Below are 22,055 nucleotides of genomic sequence, written 5' to 3' on the forward strand. Positions count from 1 at the left end.
ATGTCTAGCTCCGTTTGGCGGCCTTCTTGGCCGGCGCCTTCTTGGCCGGCGCCTTGCGGGCGGTCTTCTTTGCGGTGCGCTTCACCGGGCCGCGGGCTCTGCGGTCGGCCAGCAGCTCCGCCGCCCGCTCGTCAGTGATCGACAGGACGTCGTCGCCCTTGCGCAGGCTGGCGTTGGTCTCGCCGTCGGTGACGTAGGGCCCGAAGCGGCCGTCTTTGATCACCATCGGCTTGCCCGAAACCGGGTCGTTACCCAGCTCTCGCAACGGAGGTGCCGAAGCGGCTTGGCGCCCGGAACGTTTCGGCTCCGAGTAGATCTTCAGGGCTTCGTCGAGGGTGATGGTGAACATCTGCTCCTCGGTCGCCAAAGACCGGGAATCGGTGCCGCGCTTCAGATATGGGCCGTAGCGGCCGTTCTGCGCGGTGATCTCGTCTCCGGAAGCGGGGTCCACCCCGACGACCCGCGGTAGCGACAGCAGCTTGAGCGCGTCCTCGAGGGTCACCGTCTGAAGATCCATGGTGCGCAACAACGAACCGGTGCGGGGCTTGGGTCCGGTGGGCTTCCTGCCCTTCTTGGCGCCGGCCCCAGCACCGCCGTCGTCGTCGCCCTCGGGCTTGGGCAGGAGCTCGGTCACGTACGGTCCGTACCGGCCGTCCTTCGCCACGATCTCGTGACCCGTCGCCGGGTCCACTCCCAGCAGTCGCCCCTCCTGCGGAGTGGCGAAAAGCTCTTCTGCCACTTCGAGAGTTAGCTCGTCGGGGGTGAGCGAGTCGTTGAGGTTGGCCCGTTGCGGAGTTGGTTCGCCATCGTCTCCGGTCACCGTGCGTTCCAGATACGGCCCGTTCTTGCCGACACGCACGTAGACGGGACGGCCCTCAGCGTCGTCAAACACCTTGATGGAGTTGACTTCCCGAGCGTCGATGCCTTCGAGATTGACCCCGACCAGTTTCTTCAGGCCGCCGGAGCGGGCCACCGAGTCGGGCACCCCGTGGTCGCCGCCGAAATAGAAGTTGTTGAGCCAGTTGGTGCGTCGCTCATTGCCGGAGGCAATGGCGTCGAGCTCGTCCTCCATCGCGGCGGTGAAGTCGTAGTCGACCAGCCGGCCGAAATGCTGTTCCAGCAAGCCGATCACCGCGAACGCAATCCAGGACGGCACCAGGGCGCTGCCCTTCTTGTACACATAGCCGCGGTCCTGAATGGTCTTGATGATCGACGAATAGGTGGATGGCCGACCGATACCCAGTTCTTCGAGCGCCTTGACCAGCGAGGCCTCGGTGTAGCGGGCGGGCGGGTTGGTGGAGTGGCCGTCCGGCGTCAGCTCGATGGCGGCCAGCCGCTGGCCCGGCGACAGGTTCGGTAGTCGGCGCTCGGCGTCGTCGGCCTCGCCCCCGGCGAGCTCGTCGACCGTTTCCACATAGGCCTTGAGGAAGCCCGGGAAGGTCAGTGTGCGCCCGGACGCCGAGAACACCACCTGCTGCTCGCCGGCGCGGCCTTCGATCCGCAGGCTCAGCGTGGTGCCGCGCGCGTCGGCCATCTGCGAGGCGACCGTACGCTGCCAGATCAGCTCATAGAGCCGGAATTCGTCGCCGTCGAGTTCCCGGCGCACCGCGTCCGGCGTCGCGAACGTCTCGCCCGCGGGCCGGATGGCCTCGTGCGCCTCCTGGGCGTTCTTCACCTTGCGGGTGTACTGCCGCGGCGACGGCGACACGTATTCCTCGCCGTAGAGCTGACGCGCCTGGTTGCGTGCCGCGGTGATGGCGGACTGCGACAGGGTCGTCGAGTCGGTACGCATATAGGTGATGTAGCCGTTCTCATACAGACGCTGCGCGATGCTCATCGTGCGTTCGGAGGAGAACCGGAGCTTGCGGCCGGCCTCCTGCTGCAGCGTCGACGTCATGAACGGTGGGTACGGACGGCGGGTGTACGGCTTCTCTTCGGCCGAGGCGACATTGAGCTGCGCGCCCTGCAGATTGTTGGCCAGCGCGGTAGCACCCGCCTGATCGAGCACGATCACCTCGTCGGCCTTGCGCAGCACGCCTAGAGAATCGAAGTCACGACCTGTGGCCACCCGCAGCCCGTCGACGTTGGTCAGGCGTGCGGCGAACGTGGGCGGCTGTGCCTGCGGGTCGGACACGCTCGCGTCCAGCCTGGCCAGGATGTCCCAGTAGGAGGCGCTGCGGAAGGCCATTCGGTCGCGCTCGCGCTGCACGATGATGCGGGTGGCGACCGATTGGACCCGGCCCGCCGACAGTTTGGGCGCCACTTTCTTCCACAGCACCGGACTGACCTCGTAGCCGTACAGCCGGTCCAGGATGCGACGGGTCTCCTGCGCGTCGACCAGATCGATGTCCAGGTCGCGGGGGTTTTCGGCGGCTTCGAGGATGGCCGGCTCGGTGATCTCGTGGAAAACCATCCGCTTGACCGGAATGCGGGGTTTGAGGGTCTCCATCAGGTGCCAGGCGATCGCCTCACCTTCGCGGTCCCCATCCGTTGCCAGGTAGAGCTCGTCGACGTCCTTGAGCAGGCCTTTGAGCTCGGTGACGGTGCTCTTCTTCTCCGGACTGATGATGTAGAGCGGTTCGAAGTCGGCGTCGACGTTGACGCCCAGCCGCGCCCATGGCTCGGATTTGAACTTCGCGGGAACGTCGGCGGCCGCGCGGGGCAGGTCGCGGATGTGTCCACGTGACGACTCGACGATGTAATTGGATCCCAGGTAACCAGCAAGTTTGCGCGCCTTGGTGGGCGACTCCACGATCACGAGTCGCCGGGTGCTGCCGTTTCTCCCGCTGCTAGCCCTCTTGGGGGCCCGCTCAACCAACTGCGCCTACGCTCCATCTCCTGTATCGGTCCCTGGGCGGAACCGTCTCGCAGAAACAATGACAGGGCGGCTCCCCGATATTCCGGATTTCCGGTCAACCATAGGTACGCCGCCGTATCTTCGCCCCGCGGGCAACTGACAATTTCGCACCCTTGGGCGGGCCCGCGCAAACCGGCGGCCAACCGGACCACCGGTGACGGGGTCGCGGCGGGCCGTCAAACACGTGGCCATCGGGCTGCCGCATCTGGTCCATCGGGAGCCTCCCCTACGTTCTCTACCAGGCGCGATAGCCTCCGCCGGCCGCTGATCCGAAGCGCTGGGCGGGCACCGCGAGTACCGATCAAAGTGGGCGCGATGCCGACCCGCATCAGAGCCGATGCCAGCGGTGAATGGGTGTCCGGCGCGTGCGGATCCAGCCCGAGCAGATACCGGTCGGCCTCGGGGTTGCCCGCCGCCAGGGTCCAGGCCCGCAGTTCCCGCGGCCCGGGCAACCAGCGCGGCGGAACCGTCTTCACGGCACCTCGCGTCCATTCGGTCGCGATGCTGCGCAACGCCGGGTCGGCGGCGGTCCGCACCAACGGGTGGTTTTCGTCGGTCCGGGTGATTTCAGGGACCAGGCCGGCCTGCCGGATCATCTCGGCCAGCGCCGCAGCACGCCAGGCCTCGTCGACAACCACCGACAGCCGCGCGCCGGCGCCGACCAGCACGATCTGACCGGGTGCCGCCAGCAGCCCACACAAGTCCCCGACCGCGGGCGGTACTGACTCCGCGGCGAAGAAGGAAAGCTGGCTCACGCCACAGACAGTAGGCCAGCGCGGCGATCAGGCGCTTGTCCGCATCCGGCGAGGCGGAGAACGGGATCGTCACCGCGCCCGTCAACGGTAACCGGGCCATGGTGGTCGCTGGGGATGCCCACACCCCGATGGGAAACCGCTCTACCGTGCTGCCGCCCGCCGGCCCACCATGCCTGCCCCGGCCGCATCGTCGTGTTCCGTGCCCAACCATCGTGTTCGGTGCCCAACCACCGCGGCCGATCGGCTGGTGCTGCAGTCGCTGCGAGGATGGCGGCCGGGTTCGCAACTGGGCCGCGTTCGATCTACGACCTGCGTCGCCCGCAGTGAAGGGACACCGAGTCGATACTCGACATCGTCGTCGCTATCCGCGCCGACAACGGCTAGCTGCACCTCGCGCTGATCTATACCGAACTCGACGAACTCATCGATGCGCTGGCTGCCGAGGCCAACTAGGAGCCCGAACGGCGCCGCCGGTGCTGGGTCAGGATAGTCCTAAGCCGCGCAATAATTCAGACAATTGCACGTCTACGTTTCCGGCGCCAGATATAAGCGCACGGATGTCCAGCGCTGCCGGGCCAATGTTGAATAGGCCCGAAGGGGCCCTGCCGGCGTTCACTATTCCCGACTTCAGGACACCTAAATCGCTGGCCCCCGCGTTAAGAATGCCCGACAAACGACCTGGTCCTGCGTTGAAGAACCCCGAGTCGCTGCCACTGCCGGAGTTGAAGAAACCTGACGATGGAGCGTCCGTCGTATTGAATATTCCCGGACTCTGCCGCAAATCGAAACCGAAGTCGAAGGGTCCCAGATTACCCGCCCCGGAGTAATTGATAGGCATTTGATACAGGTAATTGATCGGCGTTGCAGGCTGAATCGCACTCTGGTCGATCGTCCATCCTCCGATTGTGCCGTCGTAAACAGACACGGTGACGTTGTAGCAATCGAAGAACGGCGGCAGGGGGATCGGAATGCATACTTCTTGAACGAGGTCGATGACGAGTGGGATCTCCCCGACGACAAAGGCTTGCTGATTAATTTGATTGATGATTCCGCTGATCGGTACCTCGATGTCACTGCGCACGTCGTAGTGGTACGGAATTTCGGGGATAGTGATGCGGTAGGAAATGTCAAAAAGGCCGCCATAATCGCCTCTCTGGAAAGCCCCATTGTTGTAGTTGCCGGAATTGAATGCGCCGGTGTTGACGTCGCCGCTGTTCAGGGCGCCGGTGTTGTAGTTGCCGGGGTTGAAGTAGCCGGTGTTGTGATCGCCGGGGTTGGCGCTGCCGGTGTTGGCTTCGCCGGTGTTGAAGCTGCCGGTGTTGTAGTGGCCGGTGTTGGCCAGGCCGGTGTTGGCGATGCCGGCGTTGAACAGGCCGGTGTTGGTGCTGCCGGTGTTGGCGACGCCGGTGTTGAAGCTGCCGGAGTTGAACAAACCGACGTTGCCGTGACCGGAGTTGCCGATACCGATGTTGTCGGTGCCGGAGTTGAACAAGCCGAGATTGCCGATACCGCTGTTAAACCCGCCGAACCCGATCTGGCGGGTCCCGGACAACCCGATACCGATGTTGTCCGAACCGGTGTTGCCGAACCCGGTATTGGCCGTCCCGAGGTTGCCGAACCCGATGTTGTTGCTGCCGGTATTGCCCAACCCAATATTGTTCAGACCCGCGCTCAGCAGCGGCCCGGTGTTGGCGAACCCGACGTTGCCGCTTCCGATGTTGCCGGCACCGAGGTTGAAGTCACCGAGGTTGCCCCCACCGAGATTGAACCGGCCCACGTTGCCGCCACCGAGGTTCACGCTGCCGATATTGGCGCCGCCGATGTTCAGCGCGCCGACGTTGGCCAGCCCGAGGTTGATGGTGGTGCCGTTGGTGCTGTCGCGCAGCAGGCCGGCTAGGCCGGTGCCCACGTTTTGGAAGCCGGAGATGTTGTGGGGCGTGGCAGGCCCCAGTGGGCCGGCGTTGACCAACCCGGAGATGACGCTGCCGGTATTGGCGATGCCCGATTGCAGGGTGCCGATATTACCGACGCCGGAGTTCCCCAAGATTCCGCGCGAGGTGATGTTCTGCCATCCGGAATTGTTCGGGCCGAGGTTGAAGAAACCCGACGAACTGCCCGTACCACTGTTGAAAAACCCCGACGACGGCAATGCCGACGAATTGAAGTAGCCAGGGGTTGCCGGAATATCGATGAGTCGGATTTGAATCGGCCCGAGACCGCCTGTGCCGGCAACATGGATCACCGTCGAGCCATCGGGATTGCCGATATTCAGGGTCACCGCGGGATTCACGACGTCCAGGACAATGCGCGAGATGGAGATCGGCCCGATCTTGCCCTGAACCGTCCCCCCAAGACCATTGTCGAAACCCGAGAACGGGACGGCCGGAATGGTGATCGCTGGAATGTCTACCCTGGTGATCGATGCGGTAACGGGGATGTTGATCGGAATATTGACGTCGACAAATGCCGGTATCTCGGGAATGGTGATCGTGTAGTTGGCTCCGGCCAGGCCCTGGAGATCACCGCGCCACAGCAGGCCGTTGCTTTGGTTGCCGGCGATGAAGGCGCCGGTGTTGATATCGCCGGCATTGGCGATGCCGGTGTTGAAGTGGCCGGTGTTGAGGTGGCCGGTGTTGTAGTCACCCGGGTTGGCGATGCCGGTGTTGGTGCTGCCGGTGTTGAAGCTGCCGGTGTTGTAGTGGCCGGTGTTGGCCAGGCCGGTGTTGGCGATGCCGGCGTTGAACAGGCCGGTGTTGGTGCTGCCGGTGTTGGCGATGCCGGTGTTGAAGCTGCCGGAGTTGAACAGCCCGACATTGCCGTGACCGGAGTTGCCGATACCGATGTTGTCGGTGCCGGAGTTAAACAAGCCGAGATTGCCGACACCGCTGTTAAACCCGCCGAACCCGATCTGGCGGGTCCCGGACAACCCGATACCGATGTTGTCCGACCCGGTGTTGCCGAACCCGGTATTGGCCGTCCCGACGTTGCCGAACCCGATGTTGTTGCTGCCGGTATTGCCCAACCCAATATTGTTCAGCCCCGCCGTGAGCTGCGGCCCGGTGTTGGCGAAGCCGACGTTGCCGCTTCCGATGTTGCCGGCACCGAGGTTGACATCACCGAAGTTGCCCCCACCGAGATTGAACCGGCCCACGTTGCCACTGCCCAGATTGAAATCGCCGGTATTGCCCAGGCCCACGTTCCACACGCCGTGATCAGCCAGCCCCAGGTTGACGACCAGCCCCCCAGAGCCGCCTTGAGACAGGCCGGCCAGCTCGTTCCCGACGTTCAACAGACCCGAATTCAGCGCCGGAACCGCGAACCCCGAGCTGCCGGTGTTGAAGACCCCCGACATCGTATTGCCCAGGTTGAACAAACCAGACTGCAGCACACCGACGTTGAACAAACCCGAGCTACCCACCGCCCCCCGCGCGATGTTCTGCAGACCGGAATTATTCGGCCCAAAGTTACCCAACCCCGACGAACTACCGGCCCCACTATTGAAAAAGCCCGACGACGGCCCACCCGTCGAATTACCGAAACCGGGAGCTCGCGGAATGTCGATAATCGGGATATCGATTGGACCAACGCTGCTGGTGATTTGAACATTTAACGTCGTTGCCGGTCCGCCGACCAATGCGGTTATATGAGGCAGCGTCCCAGTGACGGCCGGCACGACGATGGGGCCGATACTGACCGAGGAGTAATCCGAATCGAAGAGTGTTACACCAAACCGCGGAATAACAAAGCCCGTAAGACTGAGTGTGCTCAGGTTCAGATCTATTGGAAGATTGACGGGAACTTCCAAGTTCATGTTCAACAGCGGTATCTCTGGTATGTGGATACCAATTCTGAATCCAATCAAGCCCTGGTAATCTTGCCGCCAGAACAGGCCGTTGGAGTAATTGCCGCCGATGAAGGCGCCGGTGTTGATGTCGCCGGTATTGGCGATGCCGGTGTTGTAGTGGCCGGTGTTGAGGTGGCCGGTGTTGTAGTCACCCGGGTTGGCGATGCCGGTGTTGGTGCTGCCGGTGTTGAAGCTGCCGGTGTTGTAGTGGCCGGTGTTGGCCAGGCCGGTGTTGGCGATGCCGGCGTTGAACAGGCCGGTGTTGGTGCTGCCGGTGTTGGCGACGCCGGTGTTGAAGCTGCCGGAGTTGAACAAACCGACGTTGCCGTGACCGGAGTTGCCGATACCGATGTTGTCGGTGCCGGAGTTAAACAAGCCGAGATTGCCGACACCGCTGTTAAACCCGCCGAACCCGATCTGGCGGGTCCCGGACAACCCGATACCGATGTTGTCCGAACCGGTGTTGCCGAACCCGGTATTGGCCGTCCCGAGGTTGCCGAACCCGATGTTGTTGCTGCCGGTATTGCCCAACCCGATATTGTTCAGACCCGCGCTCAGCTGCGGCCCGGTGTTGGCGAAGCCGACGTTGCCGCTTCCGATGTTGCCGGCACCGAGGTTGAAGTCACCGAGGTTGCCCCCACCGAGATTGAACCGGCCCACGTTGCCACTGCCCAGATTGAAATCGCCGGTATTGCCCAGGCCCACGTTGAAGACCAGCGAACCATCGCCCAAGCCCGCGATCTCTTGACCGGTGTTCGCGATGCCCGAGACATTGGCTGAACTAAAGATGTCCAACGTGCTCGTATTGAAAAGACCCGAGATCGTGTTGCCGATGTTTGATGCACCGGACAACAACTCGCCCAGGTTTCCGTAGCCGGAGGCGCCAAGGCCGACGTATGAGCTATTGACGAACCCGGATAGGTTGCCACCGATATTCCCAATGCCAGAGGAATTCCCCGAACCGGAATTAAAGAAACCAGAGGAGGGGGCGGTGGTCGAGTTGCCGAACCCGGTACCGGCGGGTAGCTCGAAGATGGGGATCCTGATGGGGCCGATACCGCCCGCACCACTAAGGTGTATTGAGGTACTTGGCCCACCAATTTGAGTCGTGATATTTGGCAGTGTGATGCTGATCCGCGGTATTGCGAGAGGCCCAAGGGCAACTGTCGAGATATCTCCGGTACCGAGCAAGTTTATCGTGGCCGTGTATCTCGGAAGGACGAACGGCTGAACTGAAACGGTACCGAGCTTCACCTGAACGGGTATATTTATCGGTGCCTGCACATCAACGTTTACCGGTATAGCGGTGTCGGGAATCGAAATGCCGAATCCGTAGCCCAAGAGTCCTTGATAGTCACCGCGCCACAGGATGCCGTTGGAAAAACTGCCGGCGATCAGCGCGCCGGTGTCGAAATTGCCGGAGTTCGCCAGACCGGTGTTGTAGTTTCCGGTGTTGAGGCTGCCGGTGTTGTAGTGGCCGGTGTTGAAATCGAGCGTATTGAAGTCTCCCGCGTTGAAGCTGCCGGTGTTGTAGTGGCCGGTGTTGGCCAGGCCGGTATTGGCGATGCCGGCGTTGAACAGGCCGGTGTTGGTGCTGCCGGTGTTGGCGACGCCGGTGTTGAAGCTGCCGGAGTTGAACAGCCCGACATTGCCGTGACCGGAGTTGCCGATACCGATGTTGTCGGTGCCGGAGTTAAAAAAGCCGAGATTGCCGACACCGCTGTTAAACCCGCCGAACCCGATCTGGCGGGTCCCGGACAACCCGATACCGATGTTGTCCGAACCGGTGTTGCCGAACCCGGTATTGGCCGTCCCGACGTTGCCGAACCCGATGTTGTTGCTGCCGGCATTGCCCAACCCAATATTGTTCAGACCCGCGCTCAGCTGCGGCCCGGTGTTGGCGAAGCCGACGTTGCCGCTTCCGATGTTGCCGGCACCGAGGTTGAAGTCACCGAGGTTGCCCCCACCGAGATTGAACCGGCCCACGTTGCCGCCACCGAGGTTCACGCTGCCGATATTGGCGCCGCCGATGTTCAGCGCGCCGACGTTGGCCAGCCCGAGGTTGATGGTGGTGCCGTTGGTGCTGTCGCGCAGGAGGCCGGCTAGGCCGGTGCCCACGTTTTGGAAGCCGGAGATGTTGTGGGGCGTGGCAGGCCCCAGTGGGCCGGCGTTGACCAACCCGGAGATGACGCTGCCGGTATTGGCGATGCCCGATTGCAGGGTGCCGATATTGCCGACGCCGGAGTTCCCCAAGATTCCGCGCGAGGTGATGTTCTGCCATCCGGAATTGTTCGGGCCGAGGTTGAAGAAACCCGACGAACTGCCCGTACCACTGTTGAAAAACCCCGACGACGGCAATGTCGACGAATTTCCGAATCCGGGCTTTCCGCCGACGTTGAAGAGAGTTAGCTCTGCCGGACCGATGCTGGCGAAGCCAGTAATATTTATCGACACGCCTGGACCGCCGATAGTCGCGCTAGGGTAGGGTAATGGACCCACAACGGTGACCGGCGGGATAAAAAGTGAATTGATATTAGCCGTGAAAGCTGGTATGGGACCGAGGGCCACAGTGAAACCCAGGGGAATATTGGAGATGGTCATGCCACTGTAAACGGTATCGGTGAATGTAGTCGTGATAGGGATATTGACGGGAACCGTTCCAGTGACATGCAACGGAATTTCGGGCACACGGATTGTGTAGTTGGCTCCGGCCAGGCCCTGGAGATCACCCCGCCACAGCAGGCCGTTGCTTTGGTTGCCGGCGATGAAGGCGCCGGTGTTGATATCGCCGGCATTGGCGATGCCGGTGTTGTAGTGGCCGGTGTTGAGGTGGCCGGTGTTGTAGTCACCCGGGTTGGCGATGCCGGTGTTGGTGCTGCCGGTGTTGAAGCTGCCGGTGTTGTAGTGGCCGGTGTTGGCCAGGCCGGTGTTGGCGATGCCGGCGTTGAACAGGCCGGTGTTGGTGCTGCCGGTGTTGGCGATGCCGGTGTTGAAGCTGCCGGAGTTGAACAGCCCGACATTGCCGTGACCGGAGTTGCCGATACCGATGTTGTCGGTGCCGGAGTTAAACAAGCCGAGATTGCCGACACCGCTGTTAAACCCGCCGAACCCGATCTGGCGGGTCCCGGACAACCCGATACCGATGTTGTCCGAACCGGTGTTGGCGAACCCGGTATTGGCCGTCCCGACGTTGCCGAACCCGATGTTGTTGCTGCCGGTATTGCCCAACCCAATATTGTTCAGCCCCGCCGTGAGCTGCGGCCCGGTGTTGGCGAAGCCGACGTTGCCGCTTCCGATGTTGCCGGCACCGAGGTTGACATCACCGAAGTTGCCCCCACCGAGATTGAACCGGCCCACGTTGCCACTGCCCAGATTGAAATCGCCGGTATTGCCCAGGCCCACGTTCCACACGCCGTGATCAGCCAGCCCCAGGTTGACGACCAGCCCCCCAGAGCCGCCTTGAGACAGGCCGGCCAGCTCGTTCCCGACGTTCAACAGACCCGAGTTCAGCGCCGGAACCGCGAACCCCGAGCTGCCGGTGTTGAAGACCCCCGACATCGTATTGCCCAGGTTGAACAAACCAGACTGCAGCACACCGACGTTGAACAAACCCGAGCTACCCACCGCCCCCCGCGCGATGTTCTGCAGACCGGAATTATTCGGCCCAAAGTTACCTAACCCCGACGAACTACCGGCCCCACTATTGAAAAAGCCCGACGACGGCCCCCCCGTCGAATTACCATACCCCGGACCACCAGGGAAACTGAGGAAATGGATGGTCCGTCCCTCCAACGCGCCGACGAAGCTTATGGCAAGCGCTGTGGTTGGTCCACCCACATTGATTGTTACCAAGGGAACGGAGATCGAGGAAACCGGGATATTGAACGGGCCGAGATAAAAATAATCGTCGAGAAAATTCGTGCGCGGGTAATAGTAACCCGGCAGGCTGACCACGTTTCCGCCGACTTGAATCGTCGTGTTGACCGGGATGCTTTCCTGCACGTCGATGGGGACAGTGGGCGTAGTGATGGCAAGATCGAACCCTACGTGTCCCAAATTGTCTCCGTGGACGAAAGCTCCGTTGTTGAAGTGTCCTGAATTGAAAAAACCGGTGTTGAACGAACCGGTGTTCAACGATCCGGTGTTGTAACTGCCCGCGTTGTAGCTACCGGAATTGTAACTTCCGGTATTGAAGTTTCCGGTGTTTGACGTGCCCGTGCTGTATATGCCCGTGTTGAGGCTACCCGGGTTGCCATAGCCGGTGTTGATGTTGCCCGCGTTGAAAAACCCGGTGTTGGATATTCCAGCATTGCCAATCCCGGTGTTGAAATTTCCCGAATTACCAATTCCGAAATTTCCAGTGCCCGAATTGAGGAATCCGATATTGCCGGTGCCCGAGTTCAGCAGGCCAAGATTGCCGGTACCGGCGTTCCAAGCACCGAATCCGACTTGCCGGCTGCCGGTCAGCCCGATACCGATGTTGCTGGTCCCGGAGTTACCGAGGCCGATGTTGTCGGCACCGTTGTTCCCGAAGCCGGTGTTGGCGTCCCCGGTATTGCTGAACCCGAAGTTGTAGCTGCCATGATTGCCGAAACCAACATTCTGGCTGCCTAAGTTCCCGATGCCGAAATTGGTATGTCCGAGATTTCCGCCGCCCACGTTGAAACTTCCGACGTTTGCGTTGCCCACATTGCCCCCACCGACATTCGCTGAGCCCAGGTTGGCGAACGCACCGAGGATGGATGTTTGGCCCGCGGCCAAGACTTGGCCCGGCATCCCCTGCACGCCGGCAATGAGCGGCGTCAACTCCGAAGCCGCGGCTGCGGCGCCAGCATGGTAGTCGAACATCGCGGCCACGTCCTGCGCCCACATCGCTTCGTACTGGGCCTCCGCCGCAGCAATCGCGCCAGCGTTTTGGCCCAGCGCGTTCGCCTGCACCAGCGCCAAAAAAAGGGCGCGGTTGGCCGAGATGATCACCGGATGCACCGTCGCCATTTGCGCCGACTCGAATGCGGCCGCCGTCAGCCGGGCCTGGGTGGCTGCTTGCCCAGCGTGGACTGCTGCCGCGTTGAGCCAACCCAGATAGGGGGCGGCTACGTTGGTCATGGCCGCCGAGGCCGAACCCTGCCAGGCAGCATCCGCCAGACCCGCGGTAACCGAAGCGAACGAGTTTGCGGCCGTACCAAAGTCCGCCGCAAGCCCCTCCCAGGCGGACGCCGCCGCCAGTAGCGAGCCCGAGCCGACACCGAAGTACAAACGCGAGGAATTGATCTCCGGAGGCAGTACCGCGAAGTTCATGACACCGTCCTCACTTGGGCCCGAGACCAATACCGTGGGTTGCACCGGAGCGGGTTTCTCGCGCCAGGACTGCCGCCGTTTGGCCCGCCGGTCTCTTTGCTTCACTGGACCGGGAAAGCACGCCGGGCGTTCGGCTATCGCTGTTGGGCGCCGGTGTTCAGCAAACAGTAAGGAGCCCCCACATGGGCGTCTAGCACAAGGTTGCGAAGACACTGTTGCGTCTTCCTCAACGGTTGGTGGGCACGGTGAAATCGTTTAATTAGCCCTAACTTCGGTAGCGCTGCGCCTCTGGTAATTCGTTCAAGCGGACGCAAGATAATCTTCGAAAACTTGTCCTAGACGCGCCCTTGTACGCGGGTCAATCTACTTGCACTGTTGCCCGGAACACGGGCGACAAGCCCGACAGAAGGATTGACCATGTCGTTTGTAAGTGTGGCACCCGACTATCTGATAAACGCCGCCTCAGATCTGCTGAGCCTGGGTACGACATTGGACGAAGCAAGGACGGTGGCCGCGCTTCCGACAACAGCCATCGCAGCTGCCGGCGCTGACGAGGTATCGGCGGCCATCGCCGCTCTGTTCGGTGCGCACGCCGGACAATTTCAAGCCGTCAGCTCCGAGGCGGCGGCGTTTCACACCAGGTTTGTGCAGGCGCTGACGTCCTCGGCGGGCCTGTACACCACCGCCGAGGCGGCCAGCACCTCGCCGCTGCAAACCCTGGTGGACGGCGTGATGGACGCCATCAACGCGCCCACCCAGCTATTGCTGGGACGCCCGCTCATCGGCGACGGCACCAATGGCGCATTGCCCGGGCAGGCTGGCGGTCCGGGCGGATTGCTCATCGGTAACGGCGGTAACGGGGCTGCTGGAACCTCATCGTTGGCCGGCGGGACCGGCGGGGCCGCCGGGCTGATCGGCAACGGCGGAACCGGTGGGGCCGGCGGCAGGGGCACCGCCGGTGGTGCCGGCGGGGCGGGTGGGTGGTTGCTCGGTCAAGGCGGCACAGGTGGTATCGGCGGCAGCGGCGGCGGCGTGGGTGGCACCGGGGGAAGCGCCTTCCTGTGGGGTGCGGGAGGAGCAGGCGGTGCGGGCGGAACCGGCAGTGGCACCGGAGGATTAGGCGGCAACAGCGGCTGGTTGGGGGGCGTGGGCGGCCAAGGCGGTGCCGGCGGTGCCGCGACCGATCTCGCGACGAGGGGCGGCCTCGGCGGCAACGGCGGCTCGGGCGGAATCTTGTTCGGCAACGGTGGTGCCGGCGGTGCCGGCGGTGCCGGAGCCCCGGGCTTGGCCGCCAGCGGCAGCACATCGGGCGTGGGCGTCACGGGCGGTACTGGCGGGGCCGGTGGAGATGGTGGCGCCGGCGGCGCCGGCGGCTTCCTGGCGGGTTCCGGTGGCGCCGGAGGCACCGGCGGCGCCGGAGGCACCGGCGGGCTGGGCGGTGACGGTGCCTCCGGTGCAGCCTCTAAAGCAGGCTTTGCCGGTGGGACCGGCGGCAACGGCGGAGTCGGCGGTAACGGTGGCGCTGGCGGCGCGTCTGGGACGCTGCGCTTCAGCTTCGTGGGAGGCCAGGAAGGCGCTGGCGGAGCCGGCGGTGATGGCGGTGTCGCGGGCATGGGCGGCAAGGGTGGCGCGGGCGGCGCGGGCCTGTGGTCGGTCAACAACGGCGTGGGCGGAACGGGCGGCCAAGGCGGTGACCCCGGACTCGGCGGCCAGGGCGGACAAGGCGGTTTCGGCAGCACCATCGGTGCCGCCGGCAGCAAAGGTGGCCTGCCCTCCTCCGGCGGCAATGGCGGTGCCGGCGGCACCGGCGCCGCTGGTGACGCCCCTGGTGCTCCCGGGCCCGGGAGCGACGGTGCAGCCGGTGGGGCCGGCGGCAAAGGCGGGCTGGTCGGCGACGGTGGCACCGGCGGTGTGGGCGGGTCCGGCGGAACTGGCGCCAACGGCACCACTGCCGCGGCCGGCCCTGGCCTTGACGGCGCTAACGGTACAACCGGCTCTGCCGGCGGCAAGGGCGGCGTAGGCGGCAAGGGCGGCGAGGCTGGTTCGCTGGCCGGCAATGGTGGCCAAGGCGGCGCCGGCGGCGCCGGCGGCACGGGCGGGATCGGCGGCAATGCCACCAACGGTCAGGACCAAAATGCCACCTTCGGTGCCGCCGGTGGAAACGGTGGACACGGCGGCGACGGGGGCGCCGGTGGGGCCGGCGGTGACGGCGGTCTCGGCGGGATCGCGCACGGCAAGGGCAACGTCGACGGGCTACGAGGCATCGGCGGCGACGGCGGTACCGGAGGGCAGGGAGGTAAGCCCGGTGACGGCGGCGTCGGCGGGGTTGGCGCTTGGAACGACAGCAGTGGTGGGGGCGGCTTGGGAGGCAATGGCGGCAATGGCGGCAATGCCGGAAACAGCGGTGCTGGCGGGGCCGGCGGCGCGGGCCTCAGCAACGGCGCCAAGGGTTCGCTTGCCGCTAATGCCTGGGCCGGCGGTAAAGGCGGCACCGGAGGCAACGGCGGCGCGGGCAACAACGGAACGAATAGCAATCCCATCGCCGGGATGGCCGGAGCCGGCGGCAAGGGCGGGCAAGGGGGTTCGGCCGTCATCGGCGGCAATGGCGGCGCAGGAGGTACAGGGGGAACGGGTGGGGTCGGCTACTACGCCTATTGGAACGGCGGCCTTGGGGGCGCCGGCGGCGCCGGCGGCTTAGGTGGTTTCGGTTCCAACGATGGAGGTACCGGCGGGGTGGGCGGGGCCGGCGGCACCGGCGGCGGGGGAATCTACGGCAACGGTGGTGGCGTCGGTGGGGCCGGCGGCAACGGCGGGGATAGCCAGCACAGGGCCGGAGCCGGCGGGGCCGGCGGGACCGGCGGGACCGGCGGCTTAGCCGGCGCAATCAACCAAGGCGGGTGGGGCGGGAACGGCGGGACCGGCGGGACCGGCGGGACCGGCGGGACCGGCGGGATCCCGGTAGCCGGCAAGGGCGGGACGGCCGGCGCGCCCGGCACACCTCGCACGACAAGCGGCAACGCGAACGGATTTTCCGGCGGTGCCGGCGGCACCGGTGGAGCCGGCGGCGTCAGCACCTAGAGCGTGTCGAACAACTGGCTGCGGTCGAGTCGTCGGAGCTGCGGGGCGGTTTGGCTGAGGTAGACGAAGCCTTCGTGCGCGGCCAGGGTGGTTTCGTAGCGGCGGTCGATGCGGCGGCAGTGGTTGATCCAGCCGTTGGTGCGTTCGACCACCCACTGTCGTGGTTGGACGATGAACCTGTGGCCGGGTTTCGGCCCGGACACCACGTCCACTGTGACACCGGCCCTGGCGGCGGCGCTGGTAACGCGGTCTGACCGGTGTAGCCGTTGTCCGCCCACACGTGGCTGATGGTCGCGGCGATGCGTTTTGCCTGACGAAGCAGCGTGGGGAATACGGCCCGGTCCTGCATGTCGCCTGTGGTGGCGACGTCGGCAACCAGCACGCCGGCGGATCGACGAGCACATGGCGTTTGACGCCATCGATCAATTTTGCCCCGTCGAACCCGTGCGGTCCAGCTCGGTCACGCTGCCCGGCATTGGTGCTGTTGCGGTGCATGACGACACCCGTCGGCTGCGGCGGACGATCGCCAAACACCGAGCGAAATTCTGTTTGCCACCATCAGTCATCACGGCGGCAGGTGGTGGATCTCACTCAATATCGAGGCCGCTGATCTGCACCCAGCCCATCAGCATCGTACCCGCGGGGTCGGGCAGCCCATCGAGGCCGACCGCTGGCATCCCTCAACCCGGCTAGGCCCGCAATGCGGCACGGTCAACACCGGAATGACGCTGGTCGATCGGTTGTTCACCTGCGGCTGCGGGCACACCGCCGACACAGACACCAACGCCGCACGCAATCTGGCCCACCGGGGCCGCGCCCATCACGATCCGAACCGATCCCCGGACCCCCAAGCAGGAGGCCGGGCCACCAATGCCCGCCGACGGGACGGCGCTGGCCACCGCCCTCCCCCGCCGTGGCAAACCCCGCGTTTCGCAACACGAGCGCGGGCGGGCAGACACGAAAACCCCCCGGGGCGGTTCTCGCTGCTGCGAGCCTGCGCCGGGGGGTTACGTCAGAATCTCTCCGCCTAGACGGAGCGGACTCCGGTGGCCTGGGGGCCCTTAGGGCTGTGGCCGATCTCGAACTCGACCTTCTGGTTTTCTTCGAGGGTGCGGAAGCCCGTCCCCTGGATCTCCGTGTAGTGGACAAACACATCCGCGGATCCATCTTCGGGGGCGATGAAGCCGAAGCCCTTCTCCGCGTTGAACCACTTCACAGTTCCCTGTGGCATCTCTCGATCTTTCCTTTTCTTTCTGGGTGCGGGGCGCCGCCTTTCGATGCCCCGGGCCAGCCGCGACCGCCATACCTCGCAGAGTCGCCGGAACTTCACCCGACAGATAACCTCGCAGGAACCGCGACCGCAACGTCGATCCTGCGAAAGTTTTACACGAACACAGAAGCTGCGACCGCACTCAGTCAACCATGTTCAACGCGTCGGCGACAGTCTCTAGGCCCAGACAGACCGCCGAATCGACGGTCAATTTACGTCAGCGTCACAGCCCGGGGGCGCCCCCGGCCAAAACAGGGCCGAGAAAGGTTACCGATGGCGAGTTTCGGCAGTGAACTGCTTGCCGCCGCGCTCGCCGGTACCGCGGCTGACGAGCATCCGCTGCGTCACACCGCCGAACTCCCACCCCGGCCCGGGCGGCCGCAGGGGTGGCCGGCGTGGGCGCGCCCCGACGTGGTGCGCGCATTCACCGATCGGGGCATCCGGGCGCCTTGGTCACACCAGGTGCAGGCCGCCGAACTGGCGCACTCCGGACGTCATGTCGTGGTGAGTACCGGCACCGCGTCGGGGAAGTCGCTCGCCTACCAGCTGCCGGTGCTCGACGCGCTGGCCGGCGACCCGCGCGCCCGCGTGTTGTACCTGTCACCCACCAAGGCGTTGGGGCACGACCAGTTGCGCGCGGCGCAGGCACTGGTCACCTCCGCCGCCCTGAACGACGTCGCGCCCACTGCCTACGACGGCGACAGTCCCACCGAAGTGCGCCGCTTCGCCCGTGAGCGTTCCCGCTGGATCTTCTCCAATCCCGACATGGTTCACCTGTCGATACTGCGCAACCATCCCCGGTGGACGGTGCTGCTGCGCGGCCTGCACTTTGTGGTTGTCGACGAATGCCATTACTACCGCGGGGTTTTCGGCTCCAATGTGGCGATGGTGCTGCGCCGCCTGTTGCGCCTGTGCGCCCGCTATTCGTCATACCCGACGGTGATCTTCGCCAGCGCGACCACAGACTCCCCGGGCATCACGGCGACCGAGCTGATCGGCCAGCCGGTGGCGGAGGTCACCGAGGACGGCTCACCGCAAGGCGCCCGCACCGTCGCGTTGTGGGAGCCGGCCCTGCTGTCCGATCTGCTGGGCGAGAACGGCGCTCCGGTGCGACGGTCGGCCGGCGCTGAGGCATCCCGGGTGATGGCCGACCTGATCATCGAGGGCGCTCAGACGCTGACGTTCGTGCGGTCCCGACGGGCGGCCGAGCTGACCGCACTCGGTGCGCAGGCACGCTTGGGCGACCTTGCGCCGCAACTGGTCCCGACGGTAGCGTCCTACCGCGCCGGATATCTGGCCGAGGATCGCAAGGCCCTGGAGAACGCGCTGGCCGACGGGCGGCTGCGCGGTGTGGCCACCACCAATGCCCTCGAGCTCGGGGTCGACATCGCGGGCCTGGACGCCGTGGTGCTGGCCGGGTTTCCCGGAACGGTGGCTTCGTTCTGGCAGCAGGCCGGCCGATCGGGGCGACGTGGTCAGGGCGCACTGGTCGTACTCATCGCCCGCGACGATCCGTTGGACACCTACCTCGTGCACCACCCGACCGCATTGCTGGACAGGCCGGTGGAGCGCGTCGTCATCGACCCGCGCAATCCTTTTCTCCTGGGTCCCCAATTACTCTGCGCGGCAACCGAACTGCCACTCGACGACACTGAAGTGCGGTCACTGGACGCGGTGGACGTGGCCGAAGGGCTGGTCGACGACGGTCTGCTGAAACGACGAGGCAGCAAGTACTTTCCCGCACCCGGAATGGATCCCCATGGCGCGGTTGACATCCGGGGCTCCATCGGTGGCCAGATCGTCATCGTGGAATCCGACACCGGACGCCTGCTGGGCAACACCGGTGTCGGGCAAGCGCCGGCCTCCATCCATCCGGGCGCGGTGTATCTGCACCAGGGCGAGAGCTACGTGGTCGACTCCCTAGACCTCGAGGAGGGCATCGCGTTCGTCCACGCCGAGGACCCGGGCTACGCCACGTTCGCGCGGGAGATCACCGACATCGCGGTGACCGGACAGGGCGAGCGTTCGGCGTTCGGACCGGTCACGCTGGGCCTGGTGCCGGTGACCGTCACCCACCAGGTGGTCGGATATCTGCGTCGGCGGAGCAACGGCGAGGTGATCGATTTTATCGAGCTCGACATGCCGCAGCATTCGCTGCCGACCACCGCGGTGATGTACACCGTCGATCCGGATACGTTGGAGCGCAACGGTATCGAAATGCTACGCGTTCCGGGGTCGCTGCACGCGGCCGAGCATGCCGCCATCGGTCTGCTCCCATTGGTGGCCAGCTGCGACCGTGGCGACATCGGCGGGCTGTCCACCGCGCTCGGTCCCGAAGGCCTACCGACGGTCTTCGTCTACGACGGCTATCCGGGCGGGGCGGGGTTCGCCGAACGCGGCTTTCGTAGGGCCACCACCTGGCTCGGGGCCACCGCCGCGGCGATCCGGGCGTGCGAATGTCCGAGCGGATGCCCCTCGTGCGTGCAGTCACCCAAGTGCGGCAACGGCAACGATCCGCTGGACAAGGCGGGCGCGGTGCAGGTGCTGAAGCTTGTGCTCGACGCGCTCGGTCGCGTCGAGTAAACCGTCAACGCACGGCCTTGGTGGGGCCGGCGCAGCCGTGGCTCGGCTTCTCCTGTCGTCCCGGGGACGGCGGATAAGGCGGGACCGGTGGGACCCCGTTGGACCTCGGTGAGGCCGGCGGTGCCGGGCGAACGGCCAGCCACCTCACCGGAGAGGGACCGGAGCGGGCGGACCCGGCGGGCCGGGCGGCGAGGCCGGCTGGCCCGGCGGTGGCGGCGGCGGATGCACTGGCGGGATGGCTGCCATCGCCGGGGCGGCCGGAATCGGTGGCGCGGGCGGCAAGGCCATAGGTCCGGCCGAACTGGACGGGTTGTCCTGCCTCACTGTCGCAGGCTCGCCGGAAATCTCGGAAAATTTGTTGGTTTCATTTTCTCGAAAAGGCGCTACGGTGCTCATATCCGTCGCTGCCCAGCGACGGATAACAGACACTGGCCGAGTCTGTCGTCGTAGACCGATTGGGAGGTGTCATGTCGTTTGTGAACGCGGCGCCCGACCGCTTGGTGGCAGCGGCTCGCAATCTTGCCGGCATCGGTTCGACACTCAGTGCTTCCAATGCGACCGCGGCGGCGCCGACGTTGGCCGTCTCAGCCGCCGCCAGCGATCAGGTATCGGCTGCGGTCGCGGCGTTCTTCTCCGGACATGCCCGGGGCTACCAGACGCTGAGCGCCCAGGCAGCCAAGTTTCACACCGAGTTCGTACAGGCACTCAGTGCCGGCGCGAACTCCTACGCCTCGGCTGAAGCCGCCAACTCGTCCCCGCTGCAACAATTGCTCAATGCCACCCCGGACACCGCGCCGGTCAACGACGAGGCTGTCACGGCGAGCACCGAAGCACCCGCCACCACCAGCACCGTCCCGGTCAGCGCCGGCCAGACGCGCGGCAGCATCGCGGGTTCACGAGCCGGCGCCGCCACGGAGCCGGCCGGCGCGGTAGTGGCCGACAGCATGGGCTCGTCAACCGAATCGGCTACGTCCTGCGGGAGCTGCGGCAACGGCGGGTTGTTGCTACGGGCCGGCGGGCTCAGCGCGCCCGGCGGCGGCTTGTCGGCCAGTGCCACCAGGGCCGGTGCGTCCGGCGGGCTGCTGAACCGACTTCTCGGTGCCGAAGGTGCGAACCACCGGACCGGCGCCGGCGCGCGCAACGGCGTCTGGCTTGACGGAATCCGCGGAGCCGCCGTGACCATCGGCCCCAACCGCGGCGGCGCGGCCGGTGGCGCGAGCGGCCGCGGATGGGTCGGTGCCGGCTGGACGCCTGTCTTCCGGCGCGGCTCAGGCGCAGCCGCTGATGTCGGGCCGTCAACGGGCGCCAGCGGTAGTTGCGGCTCGTAGCCGGAGGCGATCCGTCGACGGGCATCGCAACACATCGCCGCCCGCCTCCCACTCATCGAACATGGCGGTGCAATGCGATGCACTCATGGCACACAACGGATTTGACGAACGGCATCGGCACCGACGCTGATGCCTGAAGAAATTCGGCTCGACGGAGCGATCATGTCCTGTTGCCAGGACAAGTCACTGAATTGATCAAGCTGAGTTACGGGTCGCTCGACAGCACCGTCGTCGCCGTCGCCGTCGTCGCCGTCGCAGTCGCCGTGACAGCGCTCGACGATTTGAACGGCACCGGGTCACCGAATTCGGTGAAACATTCTGTATGACAACGTATTCCATGCTGCCCGATCAGCAATGGAAGACGGTCAACGTGTTGTCGAACACGGATTACGTTGCGCAATCCGGTGGACGGCGACCGACCCCTCGAACGGTCGACTTCCACGGATTCGCTTTGTGCGGTCGGACAACAGAATCCGAGATCGCACTGCTTACACGTGAATGCAGCAGCAACGTACCCAGGTTCAAGCCTCAAACGCAACACACAAGTGGGCCATTTCACGAAAAAATTTGAGCCCAAATCCGCCTGACGGTATGACAAACCGCGTCACTGTAGACCCAGATGTGTTGCACAATTCCGAAATACCTACCACGGCACTCAACTGGCGGCCTGCCGCAATCTGGCTGTAGACGCAAAAGCATCTGAGACAAGGGATTTGACGCCGCAGCCAGTGCATCGCCACAAGTTCACCCGCTGCGTCACCCACGAAGCAGCACAAGTCGTATCTGAATGCCGGCTCCGCATGCCTCATAACTACGCCAGCGAGGCTGACCTGCATTGAATCCGCCTTCGACCCCGGGTGGGGCCGCGGCCGGCGTGCCGGCGCCGGTCAGGTGGTGAGATCGGGAGATCACAGGGGCGCCGCTACTGCAGCCCGATGGCACCGGTCGCATCCGCCTAGCCGGGTGGCAGCGGCGAATCCCTCGGCGCAGCCAGGCGTTGACCGACCCGGGGACTTGTCGGCGCCGGTGGGCCGGTCGCATG

Annotated in this window: 9 protein-coding genes; 4 read left to right on the top strand and 5 right to left on the bottom strand. The window is 65.0% G+C overall.

Annotated features, from left to right (window positions below; genetic code table 11):
* Positions 1-4: 4 nt before the first annotated feature.
* The 3 genes from topA to JX552_RS28700 form a co-directional block, all read right to left on the bottom strand.
* Positions 5-2,818: a type I DNA topoisomerase gene (gene topA, locus JX552_RS28690; RefSeq protein WP_205875204.1), complete on the bottom strand. Its 2,814-nt coding sequence runs from the start codon at positions 2,816-2,818 to the stop codon at positions 5-7.
* Positions 2,819-3,033: 215 nt separating this feature from the next.
* On the bottom strand, positions 3,034-3,612 hold the full coding sequence (locus JX552_RS28695; RefSeq protein WP_205875205.1) for a hypothetical protein: 579 nt from the start codon (positions 3,610-3,612) through the stop codon (positions 3,034-3,036).
* Positions 3,613-4,093: 481 nt separating this feature from the next.
* A complete protein-coding gene (locus JX552_RS28700) occupies positions 4,094-12,754 on the bottom strand; it encodes a PPE family protein (protein ID WP_205875206.1) in 8,661 nt (2,886 codons plus the stop codon).
* Between the two features lie 417 nt (positions 12,755-13,171).
* On the opposite strand from JX552_RS28700, the gene JX552_RS33560 reads away from it, so the two are divergent.
* The gene (locus tag JX552_RS33560; protein WP_205875207.1) at positions 13,172-15,832 is read left to right on the top strand and encodes a PE family protein; all 2,661 of its coding nucleotides are present in this window, start codon (positions 13,172-13,174) and stop codon (positions 15,830-15,832) included.
* Here the strand turns inward: JX552_RS33560 and JX552_RS34345 are convergent.
* Entirely contained in the window at positions 15,829-16,035 is a 207-nt protein-coding gene (locus JX552_RS34345) for a hypothetical protein (RefSeq protein WP_431195901.1), read from the bottom strand. The genes JX552_RS33560 and JX552_RS34345 overlap by 4 nt on opposite strands.
* A gap of 453 nt (positions 16,036-16,488) precedes the next feature.
* On the opposite strand from JX552_RS34345, the gene JX552_RS34350 reads away from it, so the two are divergent.
* A complete protein-coding gene (locus JX552_RS34350; protein ID WP_431196017.1) occupies positions 16,489-16,863 on the top strand; it encodes a zinc ribbon domain-containing protein in 375 nt (124 codons plus the stop codon).
* Here the strand turns inward: JX552_RS34350 and cspA are convergent.
* Entirely contained in the window at positions 16,860-17,063 is a 204-nt protein-coding gene (gene cspA / locus JX552_RS28720; protein WP_036363014.1) for a cold shock protein CspA, read from the bottom strand. The genes JX552_RS34350 and cspA overlap by 4 nt on opposite strands.
* Before the next feature lie 312 nt (positions 17,064-17,375).
* Here cspA and JX552_RS28725 point away from each other — a divergent pair, with 312 nt between their 5' ends.
* Both JX552_RS28725 and JX552_RS33565 read left to right on the top strand, forming a co-directional pair.
* Positions 17,376-19,685 carry a DEAD/DEAH box helicase gene (locus JX552_RS28725; RefSeq protein ID WP_205875209.1) on the top strand — a complete coding sequence of 770 codons (2,310 nt, stop codon included), beginning with the start codon at positions 17,376-17,378 and terminating at the stop codon, positions 19,683-19,685.
* A gap of 467 nt (positions 19,686-20,152) precedes the next feature.
* The gene (locus JX552_RS33565) at positions 20,153-21,013 is read left to right on the top strand and encodes a PE family protein (protein WP_205875210.1); all 861 of its coding nucleotides are present in this window, start codon (positions 20,153-20,155) and stop codon (positions 21,011-21,013) included.
* Positions 21,014-22,055 lie beyond the last annotated feature (1,042 nt).

It is taken from the genome of Mycobacterium gordonae (assembly GCF_017086405.1).
In the GTDB taxonomy this organism is placed as follows: domain Bacteria; phylum Actinomycetota; class Actinomycetes; order Mycobacteriales; family Mycobacteriaceae; genus Mycobacterium; species Mycobacterium gordonae_D.

Excerpts from the sequence above, each read along its gene's own strand:
- cspA (WP_036363014.1), bottom strand. The coding sequence starts at position 17,063 with ATGCCACAGGGAACTGTGAAGTGGTTCAACGCGGAGAAGGGCTTCGGC.
- JX552_RS33565 (WP_205875210.1), top strand. The coding sequence starts at position 20,153 with ATGTCGTTTGTGAACGCGGCGCCCGACCGCTTGGTGGCAGCGGCTCGC.
- JX552_RS28725 (WP_205875209.1), top strand. The coding sequence starts at position 17,376 with ATGGCGAGTTTCGGCAGTGAACTGCTTGCCGCCGCGCTCGCCGGTACC.
- JX552_RS33560 (WP_205875207.1), top strand. The coding sequence starts at position 13,172 with ATGTCGTTTGTAAGTGTGGCACCCGACTATCTGATAAACGCCGCCTCA.
- JX552_RS28700 (WP_205875206.1), bottom strand. The coding sequence starts at position 12,754 with ATGAACTTCGCGGTACTGCCTCCGGAGATCAATTCCTCGCGTTTGTAC.